This window comes from Photorhabdus akhurstii, assembly GCF_019090985.1.
GTDB lineage: Bacteria > Pseudomonadota > Gammaproteobacteria > Enterobacterales > Enterobacteriaceae > Photorhabdus > Photorhabdus akhurstii.
This window is the reverse complement of the sequence record NZ_CP020335.1, coordinates 701,996-720,397: the sequence shown is the minus strand read 5'-3', so window position 1 is coordinate 720,397 and position 18,402 is coordinate 701,996. Positions and strand designations below refer to the sequence as shown.

Here is an 18,402-nt window from a genome sequence, read left to right as displayed (position 1 = left end):
CCTGCCAAATTAACCGTTTTATCTCTTTTTTATTGCATTATTTTTATAGCTTAAGTCTTAAAATGACGGTGGAGAAAACATCTAATTTTCAGTTCATTAAAAACTTTCCCTATCGTGCTGATTTCTTTTTAACTTTCCGTTAATGGTTAATGGATTTCGATTAAATGTCATTAACCATTCTGCCAAAAAGTGGAATTTATCACTTTAAATCAATATGTTATACAATACCTCTAATCTATCCGCATTCGTATTTTCAAATGGTTATGGCCGTAATCACTCTATGCCTTTTAAAAATCTGGCATTAATAGAGTACCTGTTTTTTTACCCCTTAGCTGATTAATCACCGATAAAAAGGATTTTACGATCTCTAGAAAAGATTTAATGAATGGTATTTACGTTTTATAGCCCCTATTTACCCTCCCCGTTTTCATTAAATTGTCATTCAGTTTTCTCGTTTTTCCTTTTCCTGTATTTTATTTTTCAGGTTTAAAACCATAGAAGGTAACAGATCAACTGATGGTATTAAGATCAAAACCCATTTTTTAAAGCATTTTTAAAATCCGGTTAATCCTGTTAAATGTTTTGAATCAGTTCAGGGATATGTAAACACTAAGGTTTTTCAAAGATTAGCTGATGATGTTAAAAATCCTTTTGAGAATAGTTCATTATGTTTTTTCCTTAATTAAATGAAAGTCACAGAAAACAGGAAAAACTTCATAAACTATGTGAATAAAACACGTTTCCGTTTAACTCGAAGGCCCTCTCCCGTTTATCTATGAGGTTGCTTGCCAATCTGTATTCATTTTATTATATTGAATGCATTGTATGCAAATATAGGAGATGAATTATGGCAATGATGACTGTCAGGAACATCCCTGATGAAGTACACCGTGCTTTACGAGTACGTGCTGCTATTCATGGCCGCAGTGCTGAAGCCGAAGTACGCGCCATTCTGGAAGAATCCGTAAAAGCCGAAGGTCGGATCAAGTTAGGATCGATGCTAGCTGAGATTGGCCGCCAATCCAAGTTAACCGATGAGGAGTTTACAGCCATTGAGCAAATACGTGACAAAATTCCTGCTAACCCGATGAATTTTGAATGATTATACTGGATACTAACGTGATTTCGGAACCACTGCGTCAGGCTCCTGAATCACGTGTCATTAAGTGGCTAGACGCACAACCGATTGAAACCCTATATCTGTCGGCAATAACCGTAGCCGAACTGCGCTTTGGTTTGGCTTCACTGCCCATAGGGAAACGCCGCGATAAATTGCAGGAGAACCTGGAAAAGCAGGTATTACCCTTGTTCACCGGACGTGTATTATCATTCGACATGTCAGCGTCACAATCTTATAGTGAACTTATGGCAAAAGCCCGGATCGCCGGTTTGGCAATCAACGTGGCCGATGGATATATCGCTGCAACTGCCGCCGCAAATGGCATGATAGTTGCCACACGAGATGTTAGCCCGTTCGAGGCAGCTGGTGTGAACGTGATCAATCCCTGGGAGAATTAGCAGGCAACTTTATTTGGCACCGTGACTTTTAGCATAGCCTCGGTGCCGCCGGTGTGATCCTTCCGCTTTTTCGGAGAAAATCTTTTAATTTCCACTTAGTTTTCAATGTATATCTTAGCTATTTTCTCAAATAAAGAGCTTTTACTAACTTCCCTTAACCTTAATATATCGTTGGTAAAAGAACGTAGGAAAATAGATGTGATATTTTGTTCCATAGCATTTATCTGTTTGCCCTCTTTATCCATAGTCAAAATATTGTAAATTAAGTTCTCTTTTGCAATCGTTTGACGAGGTGAATTACAGGGTGATACAAAATACAATAAGTCATCTCCCCTCGGTTGAAAATAAATATGTTCATACTGACTATTCTGTTTAGGCGCTAAGTAATAGGGCAAAACTGTTTCAATCGGATTACATACTCTATTTACTAAATTTTCATCTTCCAAAGCATATTCAATATTATCTATTTTCTGATTACCGACGATTCTAGGAATTCTATCTGAGTGATATCGACTAAGAATAACTTCTTCAACATTATCAATCAAATAAAAAGAATCATTATAAAGACTTGATATTTTCTTCATAAATTCGCATTTTTCCTTAAGGGCCGTATGACTCTTTACAAGTGAATGTCCATTGATGAAAATCGTTTTATTATGAATATTAACATCAACTATTGAAGCCAATATTTCCTTATTTTTCTTATATTCTTCTGGAATCCTAATATACACAAGAGTTATCTTTAAATCTGGAAGGTCAATATTTTCAATTTTTTTCTCTTTAAAAATTCTCTCTTTTAGCCAAAGTTCACTCTTGATCTTTTGTATCTTTGTACGTATTTTATTGCTTAGTTTTTCCAGGCCAGTCTCCTTATCGTTTTCCACAATATTATTATCTAAATCTATACCCTGAATAACTGTTTCACCTTGCGCTTCAAACCTATAGCGTTTCAATTTCGAATAGTAATCCAATTCAGCATCTTCTATTTCCTTTTCTCCAATATGCTTAAATGCATCCCATGTCGTGTTTTTAATTTCACCTTTGACCAATATACTGGTTTTAGCTCCATCATCCAATGAATTAAGAACCAAATAGTTTTTATTTTTATCCAATAAATTAAAATCTTGAACAGGAGAATCAGTTAATTCTTGTAGTTCAAATACTTCCTTAATCTCTTTTTCCAAGAACATTTTTGATTTATTATCAGCAGAATGCTTTGTAATTCTGGCATCTATTAATACCAGAGGGTGTAATAAATTTTTATTAACCGTGATAAAGTCATGAAGGACATAATCAGCTTTAAAGTATCTTTCACTAAAAGAGATCTCAGCATGATTTAGTAGTTCTTTTATTTTTTGTATAATCAAGTTTTGAACATAATTTTTACTATTTCGATATCCTTTCATGAATCGCATGAATTTTTTCTTAGAGTGTTCATTGGTATTGATGTTATCTATGACCTGAAAATTATTTTCTTTAGTTCTAAATAACAATTGAATTTCTTCTGTGTTGTATGAACCCACATTGTATGAATCCACTTTTTTTTCAATTCTAAAAGCCTTTCTATGTAAATTTACGACTAACTCCTTTTGAATAAAGAAATGAAAACGCGGATAAAAAGAATCAATTATATTACCACGCTTTTCTGCTGATAAATAAATTCGTGAATTATAAAATTCAGGCTCTATTTCATAATTCTCTTCAAGCTCTTTTAGAAAAATTCTTTTAATATGCAATCCCACAATCGCAGAAAAAACATTGCATAAAAATTTGTTATTTTCTTCAAATTTATCAATAAACCCTTTTATGTCATATTCCTGGTCGGAAAGATAAAAAAAGTGAACTGCTTTACTACTCCAAAAACTATCGTAAAACACTTTTTCTGATGGATTTAAATTTAGTTTTTTCCTTATGATTTTTTGTATTTCCTTATCTACTTTAGCATAGAAGTCTTTGTCTCTTTCTCCCTTTTCTTTAACAAAGCTCTTTTGACCATGAGTAATATATAATCCACTACCATCATCTACTTCAAATAGCTTCTCTATATTACCAGAAATACTCCCGTCAATGTCTAAAATGTTAGTTTTAGCTACAGGAGAAACGTCAGAACAATCTTTAGCAATATCAGCTAACTTTATCATTATCAATCACCTTGTAATAAATTTAAAATTTGTTTATTAATACGAACTTCTTTAACTAACTTACTTCCTGGACCTATACGAAAATCTTGGTCATAATCTTGCTTTTTATTTTCATACCCAAAGTACTCTTTAAATAAGTTAAGATAATAAATTTTACTATCCGGAGATATTTCTTGCTCAAGATTTAATGGATTATTTTCCATGCGAGTATTTAAATATACGAACTTAACTGATTCATATTTATTATCAATATAACTTAAAATAGTTTCAGCTTTTCCTTGAGCATTATTATGCGTTTTTAATGATTGGTATCTTTTATCTAAAGTAGATGACCAATTCTTTGTATCAACACAAATTAAATGTTTATCCGCCTCAATATAAAAATCAAACAATTCATAAGCTTTTTTTCCTATTTTTTCACTCAATAATTTAGGATCTATTGGCTGACAATTATGTTGTCTATCTAAAAGTAGGGTAAATAAATATTCACCAATATTCCCTTTGAGCAATGGAATGAAAAAAGGATGTGGAATGCAATCTTTAAACACATTCTTGCTTAGAATTGCAATTTCTTTTAAAAGATGTGTGACATGTTCATCTTTTCTACCATCAACTCGATTACCAATACCTGAAAATATCCATTCTTTAGGATGATATATTGAATAACCATGTTCAATATCCGTTAACGTTACTATCCCATCTTCAAGATTTTTAATACTTAACTTCAACTGTGGAGTAGTAGATATATCAATATATAATGCATCAACCGCCTCCATCATTGCCTGGTATTTTTTGACATGGGGATTTGATTTCAGTTTTTTTACATAACTTGATGGCGATATCAAACTTTCAATAGATCTAAGATGTTCATTGAATATAATCGCTTCGGCATTATCTTTCCTTGCAACGGAGAGCACCTCTGGAACAAAATCTTCAAAAAACTCTTTAAGTAAAGCCGAATTTCTAGCTATTTTTTCCTCAAATAATTCTCTCTCTTCACATGATTTAAAACTACACATCATTCTTTCTTTTTCGCATAGCCGCATAAAATGATGATTTAATAAAGACATACTCTCTAATATCGGACGATTTCTTTTAATTCGAGTAAATTGATTAAACAGAACTATTCCATCCTCTACAGCACTATCTGGAATAAATATCTCTGTATTTATCTTCGTATCTTTACGCTCAACACGACCAATAGCTTGCATTAAATCTTTTAGTTTAGAGATCCTATGTTCACGCATTAAGAACTGGTAATCTTCACCACTTGATAAATTGATATCAAAATCCTTTAGAAATTTTTCCTCATCTGAATCAGAACATTGTTTCATTAACAGCAGATAGTTTTGTAATGAGTGGAGTGTCCTATCATTTGTTTTTTCATCCTTAATGATTGCACTCCAGAATGGCGTACTCGTTAATACTAAACGCTCAAAATCTTCCTCAAATAAATCCCCACCTTCTTCTGGATAAGTAAGAAAATAATTTAACCCTGTACCGGCACTTTTATAAGAGGAGAGTAATACAATTTTCGTATTTTTATCCTTTATATGGATGAAGTCTCTAATATTACACTCTTTACGTAATTCCGCATCAAATAAAATCACACGTATCTTAGGTTTATTTGCAAAAGGTAAATACTCAAATATTTTCCATGAATTATGCACTTTTTTGATATTCTTAATTTTTACTTCTGTTCTGGAAAAATATTTTTTCAATTTGCGCTGAAAGCGGTTACTCAATGCCAAACTCATCGTATGCTTGCCTTGATAAGCAGCAAGGAGCATAGAACAAAGCTGACGTTCAAATTCTATTTTTTGATAGTTATTTAAACTCTTTTTAAAATTTTTATCCAAACCATAAAGTTCGTCCCTAAGAAAATTAAATTTTATTTTAAAACTCTCATCAAAATCCTTGCAAAAATCAAATAAAGGAAGATCTGAATTAAATACACCAAAGTCGATAGTTCTCAGTTCCGCTCGTTTATCCCGCAGAGAAGCCAATAACGCAATATCAGTACCACTTCGCTCAATGATTTGAATAGCTAAGTTATTTGGTTTACCCGCGCAAAATCGTCGCAAGAAATTACGATTATATTGCCCTGAATAAGTTTCAGCAAAACCTGTCGTCGCACTGAGACAAATTACGCTGTTTCTTGTGTTATAGAGACTACGGAGCAAAGCCACTTCGGGCTGCTCTTTAATAAGATCAAGAGTAAAATTTATATACGTGAGATGACTTAATGTTTCGTCTTGAAACTCTAATTCTTTCATCCGCTCTATGGTAAATACGGTTTTAGACTGAAAATATGTATAAAAGTGAGAAATCAACATTTCTTCCGACGCAGGATGTTCGAACATTTGTTTCAGTTCATTCCTGATTTTTCCTGCTTTCTGTATAAATTTATACATCAAAAAGTTTTGACTACTATCCCCCGCCTGTTTAAGTGATTTCGCAAATTGTGAACGACTGGAAATCTTCGCAGCAGCAGCCAGTACTACCATCGCAAGTTGATAAGTATCGTGAAGAGAAGGATTTTTATCTCGATTATCCGTAGAATAATATAGTTGACAACCACTTCCTCTATGCACAAATTCAATTTTCACTTTCTTTAGTGATTCTTCATTAAAAAAACGTTTAGGAGAAAAACTAAATACATTTCTGGTAATATTAATGACTTGTTCAATATCATCACCCTTAATTTGAACAAAATCGATATTACCAGAAAAAAGTTTAAGTAAAGACTCCAAGTTTTGTTCAATAGTGCCTTCTAAAGATAGCTCGCAATTTTTTTCCAAATACGCCTTGATATCATGAATAAATTCATTTTTCTCAGAGAGAAAAGGTAAATATGACATCTTAGTAACATCAATATCTTTCACTTGTTGTAATAGACGGTAAGTTACCGCAAAAACATGAACAAGTTGTACTTTATCATCAATTAAATTCACACTACGCGAATTTGAGAAAATTCGGTAAGCCTCATGTTCTTCATCAATCACTAATGTAAAACTGATATTGTGTTTTCTAAAATAGTTTTCGTCGTCGATCTTAAAAAACTCTGTCTTTAAATATTCAATCTGTTCTGCAACAGGAGATTCTAAAAAAGCACTTAATGTATTGTCCGTCAGTTTCTTTTTCCCACCAATTAAGTAATCAAAAGGTATCGATTTTACAATATATTTACCTAGCTTATTTATCCGTGGCATTTTAATCGGCCTGTCAAATTTGCTAGTCGTCGCCAGCAGAATACAAGGCGAAACCATCGCTGCCGCCATTGGTATACAATGAAAGATAATTTCTTTACGCAACAGTTCAATCTTATTCTCTGCTCCCATAATAGCAGGTAGATTAATGGCCGACTCTTGTCGGTTTAAAGCAGCCTCAGATAACTCATCAAGCACCCTCGTTAAATTAGATTTACACTTTTTAAGCTGATCTTCATGATCCTGAATAAGATCAGCGTCATCACCTTGCTGTTTTTGTATTAGAATTTGCTTTTCAATATTCTCTATCGTTTTAACAATAACAGCTAAATTATTGGCTTTCGATGCTAGCGGTGAGTTTTTCGCTCTTTTTTCCCATGTTAAATAACGTTTTTTATTCTCAATAATTTCTCCATTGCAATCTTCAACCCAGTTTACAAAGTTCAAGTCTCTCAGATCTTCCTGGCTGTAAAGACCAAGAAACTCAATGCCTTTTTTCTTCGCCTTTTTAATCAGTTTCTTGTCAAAATCAATCTGTGATTTCTGGGGAGTAACAAATAAAAAATTGGTAAAATCACTGTCTTTCGCATTAACAGTAACCGATTCAATGTAACGATTAAGTACTCCATAGCTCTTACCAAAACCCGTTCCGTCATTTGAAAATACCAGTGTTGGGTGATTATTTTGATATACGTTATACAACTCAGATAATTGAGATCTCAGTACATTAATGTCATCTTTAAGATGCTGTGGCGCTCTCTTATTCGCTAAATAATTAGCAAGGCTAGATTGTTCTAACTGATGAACCATGCCATATGGCTGATATTCCCCATCTAAGAGAATAATCAATTTTTGGCGATACAATTCTTGTATAATGTTTCTTTTCGATCGATTTAATTGCTGCGAAAAGTGAGCAACAACATCATTTACCAACCATCCCGCTCCAAAAAGTTGATTAGCTTCTAAAAACGCCTCTTTATCTCTCTTTGTTAACGTTTTATAAGATACACATAATGTAAAATCGTCTTTAGAAGCTGTTTTGTCTTTCATCGGCAAAGCGACTTTGCGTGCCTTATCTCTACTTCTTTGATATAGGAATCCCATCTTTGCAAGCTCAAACATAATTGCAATAGCTGTCGCCTCATCATGTTTAAGATCTTGTCTGATATCCTCCAAGATCTCAGCATGTTCATCAATAACACCATCTAATCTTTTAAATAATTCCAATTTCTCATACGCAATATCAAAAAGTTTTTCTTTTAAGGTTTCAGACCACCTCATTCATGAAGTCTCTTCTGTTTTATTTTTGCACGATCAAACTCTACACAAAATGCATATGATTTTCCAGAGTAAATACAGAGGACAGAAGAAAACAGGAGGATGTTATTTTAAAATCATAACAGAGTCTAAAAGTAAATAAGATGAAAATAGCTATCATCTTATTTATGGAATATTTTTAAAACCTGAATACTTCTTAGATTAATAACTAAGTTATCGAAGTATAATTTGCTGATAAAAATCATCGTTTTTATTCTGATTAGCTCCTGACTGTAAATTAAATGATTTTATTTACCTCACTCTTTAATAAATCGGGAAATCTAAACGTCTATACTTCTTAACATCTAAAATAAAACTAATATATTCCTTTTGGCTATATATGGTTGCTATTCATTCTTTCAAACAAATACATATACAGAGTTATCCTCCATAACTATCTGAATACAACGGATTATCTGGATATGATATGACCACATCACGCTCTGTTCTCGATATGATTGGCAATACCCCATTGCTGGAGTTAACGCATCTGAATACCGGTCCGTGTCAATTATTTATTAAGCTGGAGAATCAAAATCCCGGTGGCTCTATTAAAGATCGCGTCGCTCTTTCCATGATCGAGCAGGCGGAAAGACAAGGGTTACTTCAACCTGGTGGTACGATTATCGAAGCTACCGCCGGCAATACCGGCATCGGGTTGGCACTGGTCGCCGCCCTGAAAGGCTATAAATTGATTCTGGTTGTTCCAGATAAGATGAGCCGGGAGAAGGTGTTTCATCTGCGTGCACTGGGCACCGATGTACGTCTTACCCGTTCTGATGTCAGCAAAGGTCATCCAGAGTATTATCAAGATTACGCCCTACGTCTGGCGCGAGAGATCCCCGGTGCTTTTTATATCGATCAGTTCAACAATCCAGCTAACTCAGCAGCGCACACGACCACTACCGGACCGGAAATCTGGCAGCAAATGGACCACAATGTCGATGCAGTGGTGATCGGTGTCGGGTCCGGCGGTACGCTTGGCGGCTTGAGTCACTATTTCGCTCAAGTTTCGCCGGAAACTGAGTTTGTTCTGGCCGATCCAAATGGTTCTATTCTGGTGGACTATATCGAACACGGTAAATATGGTGAAGCCGGAAGCTGGCAGGTAGAAGGCATCGGCGAGGATTTTATCCCTCCTCTGGGCGATTTTAGTCGCGTACGCCACGCATACCGTGTCAGTGATGCAGAAGCTTTTTCCAGTGCCCGTGATCTGTTATTAAAGGAAGGTGTGCTGGCAGGCTCTTCCAGCGGTACTTTGCTCGCCGCCGCACTGCGCTACTGCCGTGCGCAGACCACTCCCAAACGTGTGGTTACGCTAGCATGTGACAGTGGAAATAAGTATCTGTCAAAAATGTTTAACGATTATTGGATGCTGGAGCAGGGATTCCAATCTCGTGCGCCGCAGCACGATCTCAGCGACTATATTACTTATCGCTATCAGGATGGCGCTACGGTTTTTATATCGCCAGAAGATACGTTAAGAACCGCTCATACCCGCATGCGCTTATATGAAATTTCACAATTACCGGTGCTGAAAGAGGAGCAAGTGGTCGGTATTATCGACGAGTGGGATTTAATGCATACCGTTCAGGCTGATCCACATAATTTTAGCCTGCCCGTTAGCCACGCTATGACTCATCAGGTGAAAACGCTGGATAAAAGCGCTTCTTTGCAACAATTGATGGCAACTTTCGACGCCGGACATGTGGCGCTGATCGTCGATAATGGCTGCTTTCTTGGGCTGGTAACTCGCACAGATGTGCTGAACGCATGGCGTCAGCAACTTAATTGATTTTTTAGGAATGATTTTATGACCAAGTTTGATACCAAAACTGTTCACGCTGGCTATACACCGGATCACACTGGCGCAATAATGCCGGCAATTTATGCAACTTCGACTTACGCCCAATCCGCCCCCGGCCAGCACACGGGTTATGAATATTCCCGCAGCGGCAATCCGACACGTGACGCTCTGGAAAGCGCGATAGCCGAACTGGAAAACGGTAGCCGAGGCTACGCTTTTAGTTCAGGGCTGGCTGCCAGTTCCACAGTGCTAGAACTGTTGGATAAGGATAGCCATGTGGTGGCCGTCGATGATCTGTACGGCGGCACCTATCGGCTACTCGAAAAAGTACGTAGCCGCACTGCCGGTTTGCGTGTCACTTACGTGGAAGCCCATGATATTACCGGCCTTGAAGCAGCCATTCGTCCCGACACAAAAATGATTTGGGTGGAGACGCCCACCAATCCGTTGCTGAAACTGGCTGATCTGGCGGCTATCGCACAAATAGCGCAACGGCACGGTATTATTAGTGTGGCGGATAACACTTTCGCCTCGCCGTATCTCCAGCGCCCACTTGATCTGGGATTCGATATCGTTGTGCACTCCGCAACTAAATATTTGAACGGTCACTCTGATGTGATCGCAGGGCTGGCTGTCGTCGGAGAAAATGCAGAGCTAGCAGAAAAACTTGGTTTCCTGCAAAACTCTGTCGGCGGCGTGCTCGATCCATTTAGTAGTTTCCTGGTATTGCGCGGAATACGGACACTCGCGCTGCGTATGCAGCGCCACATCGACAGCGCATCAAAGATCGCACACTGGCTGGAACAACAGCCTCAGATCGAAACCGTCTTCTATCCCGGCCTCGTTTCCCATCCACAGCATGAACTGGCGAAACGTCAAATGAAGGGTTTTGGCGGTATGATTTCTGTTCACTTAAAAGGTGATGATGATTATGCCCGCCGGTTAATTCAAGAGCTAAAGCTATTTACCCTGGCAGAAAGTCTGGGCGGGGTGGAGAGTCTGATCGGCCAACCATTTAGTATGACCCACGCGTCTATTCCATTAGAAAAACGCCTTGCTTCCGGGATTACACCACAGTTGATACGTATTTCTGTAGGTATAGAGGATGCCGAGGATCTCATCGCCGATTTAGCTCAGGCGTTGGAAAAAGCCGCTCAATAAAAGAGCAATGCCAGCCAATTTTTTCAACTGGCTGGCATTTAAATAAAAAGCGGCTCTTTTTATGCAATCAAAAGCAAATGTAGAACCGGATTATTTATCACCCAACAGAACAGACTCCAGGGCGATTTCAATCATTTCATTGAAAGTTGTCTGGCGTTCCTCGGCGGTCAGTTTTTCATGAGTACGGATGTGGTCAGAAACGGTACAGATAGTCAGCGCTTTTGCGCCATATTCAGCCGCAACACCGTAAAAACCCGCGGCTTCCATTTCTACGCCCAGAATGCCATATTGTTCCATTACATCAAACAGTTGTGGATCAGGTGTATAGAACAGCTCCACTGAGAAGATGTTGCCTACACGCACATTGATGTTTTTTGCTTTAGCCGCATCAACCGCGTTACGGACCAGATCGAAATCAGCAATTGCCGCAAAATCGTGATCTTTAAAACGTATACGGTTAACTTTGGAATCAGTACATGCCCCCATGCCAATAATTACGTCACGCAATTGAACATCTTGACGTACCGAACCACAGGAACCGACACGGATAAGAACTTTAGCGCCGAAATCGGTGATCAGTTCTTTCGCATAGATAGAGCAGGATGGGATACCCATACCATGCCCCATCACAGAAATCGGGCGGCCTTTATAAGTACCGGTAAACCCCAACATGCCGCGTACGTCGTTTACCTGCCGTACATTTTCCAGAAAAGTTTCAGCAATATATTTCGCACGTAATGGATCGCCAGGCATCAGAACAACGTCTGCAAAATCACCCATCTCAGCATTAATATGAGGCGTGGCCATATCAAATTCCTTATTTTTTTATTTAATGGTTATTTTAGTAGTCATACATGGCTGCCCAAAAGCAGCCAGTAAGTAGGTTCAGAGCATTGATTTGCCATATTCCATTGGCGACAGTTCAAAGTATTCAGAAACTGTCTGTCCAATATCAGCAAAAGTTTCACGATGCCCTAATGAACCGGGTTGTACTTTTGGTCCATAAATCAGCACCGGAATGTGCTCACGAGTATGATCAGTACCAGCCCACGTTGGATCACAACCGTGGTCGGCAGTCAGGATTAAAATGTCATCATCTTTCACCAGTTTCAGCATTTCAGGCAGACGACGGTCAAACAGTTCCAAGGCCGCCGCATAACCCGGAACATCACGACGATGACCATAAGAAGAGTCGAAATCGACAAAGTTAGTAAATACGATGGTGTTGTCACCCGCTTTTTCCATTTCCACCAGCGTCGCGTCAAATAGTGCATCGATGCCGGTCGCTTTTACTTTTTGTGTAATGCCGACATTCGCATAGATGTCGGCAATTTTACCGATAGAAACAACTTCGCCATTTTTCTCATCGACCAATTTTTTCAGCATGGTAGGAGCAGGCGGCTCTACAGCTAAGTCATGACGATTACCGGTACGCTGGAAGTTACCCGCCTTGTCTCCAACAAATGGACGCGCAATCACCCGACCAATATTGTAATCACCATCAGTCAACTCTTCACGGGCGATTTCGCACAGTTCGTACAGGCGATCTAAACCGAAAGTCTCTTCGTGACAAGCAATCTGGAATACCGAGTCAGCAGAGGTATAGAAAATCGGTTTACCCGTTTTCATATGCTCTTCACCCAGTTTATCCAGAATAACCGTACCAGAAGAGTGGCAGTTACCGAGATAACCGGGCAGATTTGCGCGTTCTACCAGTTTATCCAACAATGCCTGCGGAAAGCTGTTCTCTTCATCTTTGAAGTAACCCCAGTCAAACAGCACCGGGACTCCGGCAATTTCCCAGTGACCTGACGGTGTATCTTTACCGGAAGAGAGTTCACTGGCGTAAGCGTAAGCGCCAATAATGTCCGCGTCTTTATCCAAACCTACAGGGAAAGTTCCACAGGACTCCTCAGTCGCCTTACCCAAACCTAAACGGCTTAAGTTCGGCAAATACAGAGGCCCTTTGCGACCGACATCAGCATCACCACGGGCGCACGCTTCCGCGATGTGCCCCAAAGTGTTAGATCCTTTATCACCAAATTTTTCGGCATCTTCACTGGCGCCAATGCCAAAAGAATCCAATACCATGATGAATGTTCGTTTCATAAATTTTCTCCTGCGTCAAATCACACTAAAAATGCGAAAATGCCACCATTATCTAATAATAAGTATGGTTATTATTCGCCAATTTGGCGATAAACCATCGGTGTGGCTGGTTTGGCTTCTGTACCCAGAACGATAGCTTTACGTACTGCCTCCGCCGCTTCCTGCCACTCATTCTCATTGTTGGCATGAATAATAGCTAAGGGTGTACCACTATTAACTTCTGAACCCAGAGCAACGATATTACTCAGCCCCACGCTGTAATTAATGGGATCTGCGGCCTTACGGCGCCCTCCACCAAGGGAAACTACAGACATCCCTAGAGCACGGGTATCCATATACGTAATAAATCCATGCTGTTCAGCCAATACGGGTTTGCTGAAAACAGCAGTTGGCAAGTAGCTGTCATAACGCTCGACGAAATCGGTCGGGCCTTGTTGTGCAGCGACCATGCGACCAAAGATTTCGACTGCTTTGCCGTTATCTAAGACAGACTGGAGTTTATTGCGAGCGTCTTCACGGCCTGTTGCCAAATGACCGGATACCAACATTTCAACACCTAGCGCCATTGTCACTTCAAGTAAACGTGGATTGCGATTTTCCCCCGTTAGAAATCGAACAGCTTCACGAACTTCAAGCGCATTACCCGCGCTGGATGCCAGAACCTGATTCATATCCGTCAACAGCGCGGTCGTTTTACAACCCGCGCCGTTAGCCACGCTAACAATTGATTCCGCCAGTTGCTGTGACGCTTCATACGTTGACATAAACGCACCAGAGCCAACTTTGACATCCATTACCAGTGCGTCCAGCCCCTCAGCCAGTTTTTTGCCAAGGATAGAGGCGGTGATCAAGGGAATAGAATCCACCGTCGCGGTAATATCGCGAGTTGTATAGAAGCGTTTGTCTGCCGGCGCCAATGAATTAGTCTGGCCGATAATCGCCACGCCAACATCCTGAATAATGTCACGAAAACGCCGCTCATCAGGAAAAATATCAAACCCCGGAATCGCTTCCAGTTTGTCCAGCGTTCCCCCGGTATGGCCTAAACCACGACCGGAAATCATCGGAACATAACCACCGCAGGCCGCCACCATCGGGCCAAGCATCAGGGAGGTCACATCACCAACACCGCCGGTCGAATGTTTATCCACAATCGGGCCGTTCAGATTCAGGCTTTGCCAGTTCAACACGGTACCGGAGTCACGCATAGCCAACGTCAGGGCGACACGTTCTTCCATCACCATATCCTGAAAGTGGATAACCATCGCCAGCGCGGCAATTTGTCCTTCGGAAACGGTATTGTCACGCACGCCATTGATGAAGAAGCGGATCTCTTCTTCGCTCAGTGGATATCCATCACGTTTTTTACGGATAATTTCCTGTGCCAGAAACAAAGCATTCTCCTAATCATGATTAAAATCGGGAAAAACTCAGTGGTTACGCACCAACCGATGCAGTATACGATTCTCAGTAATTACTGCTTTGCTCTTGATTCTGATGCCCCAGAGTGGTTAGCAAACTGCCCAACAAGCTGGAAGCCCCAAACCGGAAATGACGGGCATCAGCCCATTTGCCACCCATAATATGATCAGCTAATGCCAGATATTGTGCAGCCTCTTCCGCGGTACGCACGCCACCAGCCGGTTTGAAACCAACTGTTTCACCCACGCCCATCTCATGAATCACCTTCATCATGATTTCAGCACTTGCCAGAGTGGCGTTAACCGGCACTTTCCCCGTAGAGGTTTTGATAAAATCCGCACCCGCGTTGATTGAAATTTCAGACGCCTTACGGATCAGGGATTCCTCTTTTAGTTCACCGGTTTCAATAATGACTTTTAGCAACACCCCCGCTTCTGCGCAGGCGGCTTTACACGCTTTTACCATGTCAAAACCGACTTGTTCATTACCGGCCATCAATGCACGGTATGGAAAAACCACATCGACTTCATCAGCGCCATAAGCGATAGCCGCTTGGGTTTCGGCTAAAGCGATATCAATATCGTCATTGCCGTGTGGGAAGTTTGTCACTGTTGCAATGCGGATTTCAGGTGTGCCCTGTTCACGTAATACCTTACGCGCCAAAGGAATAAAACGAGGATAAATACAGATAGCCGCGGTATTACCCACCGGGCTTTTCGCCTGATGGCAAAGCGCCGTCACTTTTTCATCGGTATCATTATCATTGAGTGTCGTTAAATCCATCAAACTCAGCGCACGCTGCGCTGCTGCGGTTAAATCGGTCATAAAACTCTCCAACGTTATTATCGCGGCCAGCTTCTGCTAGAACCACACATTCTGTTAAACGATTGTTTGTTGGCGAGCGGACTTGTTCCCTAAAGATGTCGCGATAGTATGCCTACCACGACGATTGAATTCCTTTTCACCGCACTATGCTCTCTTCGGCTTATGGTCCTTAATGCGAGCCTCGCCTTGATCCTTGAAATTTGGCATATCTTATATTTGAACATTTCAACGTTCAAAAAATTGTGCTAACAATCACACTAACTACATGTAATTTGCAAGATAATAATTTCAAATGTGATTTTTATCACATAAGACTATATTTATCATGGGATTTACCGGCAAATCCAACTTACTTATCGTCAAATAATACACGACAAAAAATATAACTCACGAATTAAGGATAAACCGGTAGGAAAATAGATTGCAGGCGGGATTATCCCACCTGCCTATTTCAACAACGTTACAGAGCCAGGAAAAAGCCTGCGATAGTTGCACTCATTAAGTTGGATAATGTGCCCGCTATAATGGCTTTCATTCCCAAACGAGCAACATCTCCGCGGCGGCTCGGCGCCATACCGCCCAAACCACCTAGCAGGATAGCAACGGAAGAAAGGTTAGCGAAGCCACACAATGCGAAGGAAATAATTGCTTTGGTGTGATCTGACAGCACCTGCAAACCAGCGGCCGCAACCACATCATCCGGTTTCAAATATTCACCGAAGTTCATAAAGGCAACAAATTCGTTCACAACCAGTTTTTGACCGATGAAAGAACCCGCAACGGTTGCTTCATTCCACGGAACACCAATCAGGTAAGCAATCGGCGCACAAATCCAACCCAACATCAGTTCAAGAGAAAGTTGTGGATATTTAAACAAACCACCGATACCACCGAGAATACCATTTAACAATGCAATCAGGGCCACAAACGCCAACAACATTGCACCGACGTTCAATGCCAATTGCATACCAGAAGCGGCGCCAGAAGCGGCTGCATCAATAATGTTAGCAGGACGTTCCTCTTCAGAAACCAGTGACATTGCATCAACGGTATCAGATGTTTTTTCAGTTTCAGGCACCATTAATTTAGCGAACAACAGGCCGCCTGGCGCCGCCATAAAGGAAGCCGCAATCAGATATTCCAAAGGAACACCCATTGATGCATAACCCGCCAGTACCGAACCCGCAACGGATGCCAGACCACCACACATTACCGCAAACAGTTCAGATTGAGTCATAGTAGCAATATAAGGGCGAACAACCAGCGGCGCCTCAGTTTGGCCCACGAAAATATTGGCTGTCGCAGACAAAGATTCTGTACGTGAAGTGCCGAGAATTTTTTGCAGACCACCGCCCAATATTTTGATAACTAGCTGCATAACGCCAATGTAGTACAACACAGCGATCAATGAAGAGAAGAAAACAATAATAGGCAGCACACGCAGGGCGAAAACAAATCCCCCGCCACCAAACAGTTCAAACATTTTGGGGGAAACTAATCCACCAAAAATAAAATCCATTCCTTTCTGACCATATTGGATAACACTGGAAACTCCCTCAGACATCCCTATTAATATCTTCTTACCTGCGGGAACATAAAGTACGAAAGCACCGATAGCGACCTGAATCAAAAAGGCGCCAAGGACAGTACGAAGTTTAATAGCACGATAATTACTGGAAAAGAGTACTGCGATCAAGATCAGCACTGCCATCCCGACCAGGCTCATAAGGAGTTGCATTGGAAGAATCCCTGTTCACTTAATAATAAATTAAATATGCCAGTTGAATGTAAATCATTCACTGACGATGAGTCGGCGCTGATTATACTCAGTCATCGGAATGAACAAGCTATTGACATCACAAATATCTACTGAAAAAAGCGATAAAAAAATGATAAATGTGATGCAAATCACACAAATTACAAAAATAATCTGCAATGAATAATCTAATCTCGGAATGGCAAAATAATCGACAATTAAGGAATAATTATCAGGTAAGCGCAATTAAAGGATAGTCGTTATGAGCCGCAGACAACAACTCTGCCATATATATTCATATCTATAGATAAGCAGACACAGCAATGTTTCAAGATAAATCTAAGAAAAGAAGCCCATATTTAAATTACGAGTGATTCTTCTATGGAGATAACAATTTATTTTTTTGAATAACAATCAAACGGTTGTATAAAAACAATTAATTCAATATCTTTAGGTAAGTGAAAATAATGAAAGTTACTATTTTAGAAGAGCGCTTGAGAGCGTTTTTAAAACAGCGACTCACACATTCTAATGATAATGCTCATGATATTGGGCATCTGATCCGTGTCGCAAATAATGCGAAAAGAATCATGGAGAAAGAAGGAGGTGAGCCTTTAATCATCATTGCCTCAAGTTACTTACATGACATCGTGTCATTACCAAAGAATCATCCAGAGAAAAAACAGTCCTCAAAGCTTGCAGCACAGGAAGCCGCCAGAATTCTGTCTACTGAATTTCCAGAGTTCCCAAAAGAACTTTATGATGCGGTAAAACATGCCATTCTAACCCATAGCTATAGCGCAGCCTTAACTCCAGAAACAATAGAAGCGAAGATACTCCAAGATGCAGACCGATTAGATGCGCTAGGAGCCATCGGACTCGCCAGAGTATTTTATGTAGCAGGTATGCTCGGCCACGGGCTTTTTCACCATGATGATCCCTTTGCGCTTAATCGCCCCTTGGATGATAAATCCTATGCAATCGATCACTTTCAGACCAAGCTATTGAAGCTCCCTGAAAAGATGAACACCACCGAAGGCAAGAAGATCGCACAATCGAACGCCCAATATTTGGTTGATTTTTTGAGCAAACTCTCAAGCGAAATTAAAGGCGACTTAATTTAATGGATTAATTTTT

General features: G+C 40.1%; 12 protein-coding genes. 5 read left to right on the top strand and 7 right to left on the bottom strand.

The features are described 5' to 3' along the window. Positions 1 to 847: 847 nt before the first annotated feature. Both B0X70_RS03110 and B0X70_RS03105 read left to right on the top strand, forming a co-directional pair. On the top strand, positions 848 to 1,102 hold the full coding sequence (locus tag B0X70_RS03110) for a FitA-like ribbon-helix-helix domain-containing protein (RefSeq protein ID WP_040150445.1): 255 nt from the start codon (positions 848 to 850) through the stop codon (positions 1,100 to 1,102). Next, the gene (locus B0X70_RS03105; RefSeq protein ID WP_217470862.1) at positions 1,099 to 1,518 is read left to right on the top strand and encodes a type II toxin-antitoxin system VapC family toxin; all 420 of its coding nucleotides are present in this window, start codon (positions 1,099 to 1,101) and stop codon (positions 1,516 to 1,518) included. Before B0X70_RS03110 ends, B0X70_RS03105 begins: the two co-directional genes overlap by 4 nt. A 95-nt stretch (positions 1,519 to 1,613) precedes the next feature. Here the strand turns inward: B0X70_RS03105 and B0X70_RS03100 are convergent, their stop codons facing one another. Both B0X70_RS03100 and B0X70_RS03095 read right to left on the bottom strand, forming a co-directional pair. Then, positions 1,614 to 3,659 carry a hypothetical protein gene (locus tag B0X70_RS03100; RefSeq protein ID WP_217470861.1) on the bottom strand — a complete coding sequence of 682 codons (2,046 nt, stop codon included), beginning with the start codon at positions 3,657 to 3,659 and terminating at the stop codon, positions 1,614 to 1,616. 2 nt (positions 3,660 to 3,661) lie between these two features. Beyond that, the gene (locus B0X70_RS03095) at positions 3,662 to 8,149 is read right to left on the bottom strand and encodes a hypothetical protein (RefSeq protein ID WP_217470860.1); all 4,488 of its coding nucleotides are present in this window, start codon (positions 8,147 to 8,149) and stop codon (positions 3,662 to 3,664) included. 463 nt (positions 8,150 to 8,612) lie between these two features. On the opposite strand from B0X70_RS03095, the gene B0X70_RS03090 reads away from it, so the two are divergent. After that, the gene (locus B0X70_RS03090) at positions 8,613 to 9,980 is read left to right on the top strand and encodes a pyridoxal-phosphate dependent enzyme (RefSeq protein WP_217470859.1); all 1,368 of its coding nucleotides are present in this window, start codon (positions 8,613 to 8,615) and stop codon (positions 9,978 to 9,980) included. Positions 9,981 to 9,998: 18 nt separating this feature from the next. Beyond that, positions 9,999 to 11,153: a trans-sulfuration enzyme family protein gene (locus B0X70_RS03085; RefSeq protein WP_217470858.1), complete on the top strand. Its 1,155-nt coding sequence runs from the start codon at positions 9,999 to 10,001 to the stop codon at positions 11,151 to 11,153. 90 nt (positions 11,154 to 11,243) lie between these two features. Here B0X70_RS03085 and deoD read toward each other — a convergent pair whose 3' ends face one another. The 5 genes from deoD to B0X70_RS03060 form a co-directional block, all read right to left on the bottom strand. Then, a complete protein-coding gene (gene deoD, locus B0X70_RS03080; RefSeq protein ID WP_036811781.1) occupies positions 11,244 to 11,960 on the bottom strand; it encodes a purine-nucleoside phosphorylase in 717 nt (238 codons plus the stop codon). 78 nt (positions 11,961 to 12,038) lie between these two features. Then, a complete protein-coding gene (deoB, locus tag B0X70_RS03075; RefSeq protein WP_217470857.1) occupies positions 12,039 to 13,262 on the bottom strand; it encodes a phosphopentomutase in 1,224 nt (407 codons plus the stop codon). A 71-nt stretch (positions 13,263 to 13,333) separates the two neighbouring features. Then, positions 13,334 to 14,656: a thymidine phosphorylase gene (gene deoA, locus B0X70_RS03070; protein ID WP_036811773.1), complete on the bottom strand. Its 1,323-nt coding sequence runs from the start codon at positions 14,654 to 14,656 to the stop codon at positions 13,334 to 13,336. 73 nt (positions 14,657 to 14,729) lie between these two features. Then, positions 14,730 to 15,509 carry a deoxyribose-phosphate aldolase gene (gene deoC, locus B0X70_RS03065; RefSeq protein ID WP_217470856.1) on the bottom strand — a complete coding sequence of 260 codons (780 nt, stop codon included), beginning with the start codon at positions 15,507 to 15,509 and terminating at the stop codon, positions 14,730 to 14,732. 460 nt (positions 15,510 to 15,969) lie between these two features. Then, positions 15,970 to 17,235: a NupC/NupG family nucleoside CNT transporter gene (locus B0X70_RS03060; RefSeq protein WP_217471662.1), complete on the bottom strand. Its 1,266-nt coding sequence runs from the start codon at positions 17,233 to 17,235 to the stop codon at positions 15,970 to 15,972. 497 nt (positions 17,236 to 17,732) lie between these two features. On the opposite strand from B0X70_RS03060, the gene B0X70_RS03055 reads away from it, so the two are divergent. Beyond that, positions 17,733 to 18,389 (top strand): phosphohydrolase, encoded by a 657-nt coding sequence (locus B0X70_RS03055; protein WP_217470855.1) that lies wholly within the window; start codon positions 17,733 to 17,735, stop codon positions 18,387 to 18,389. Positions 18,390 to 18,402: the final 13 nt, after the last annotated feature.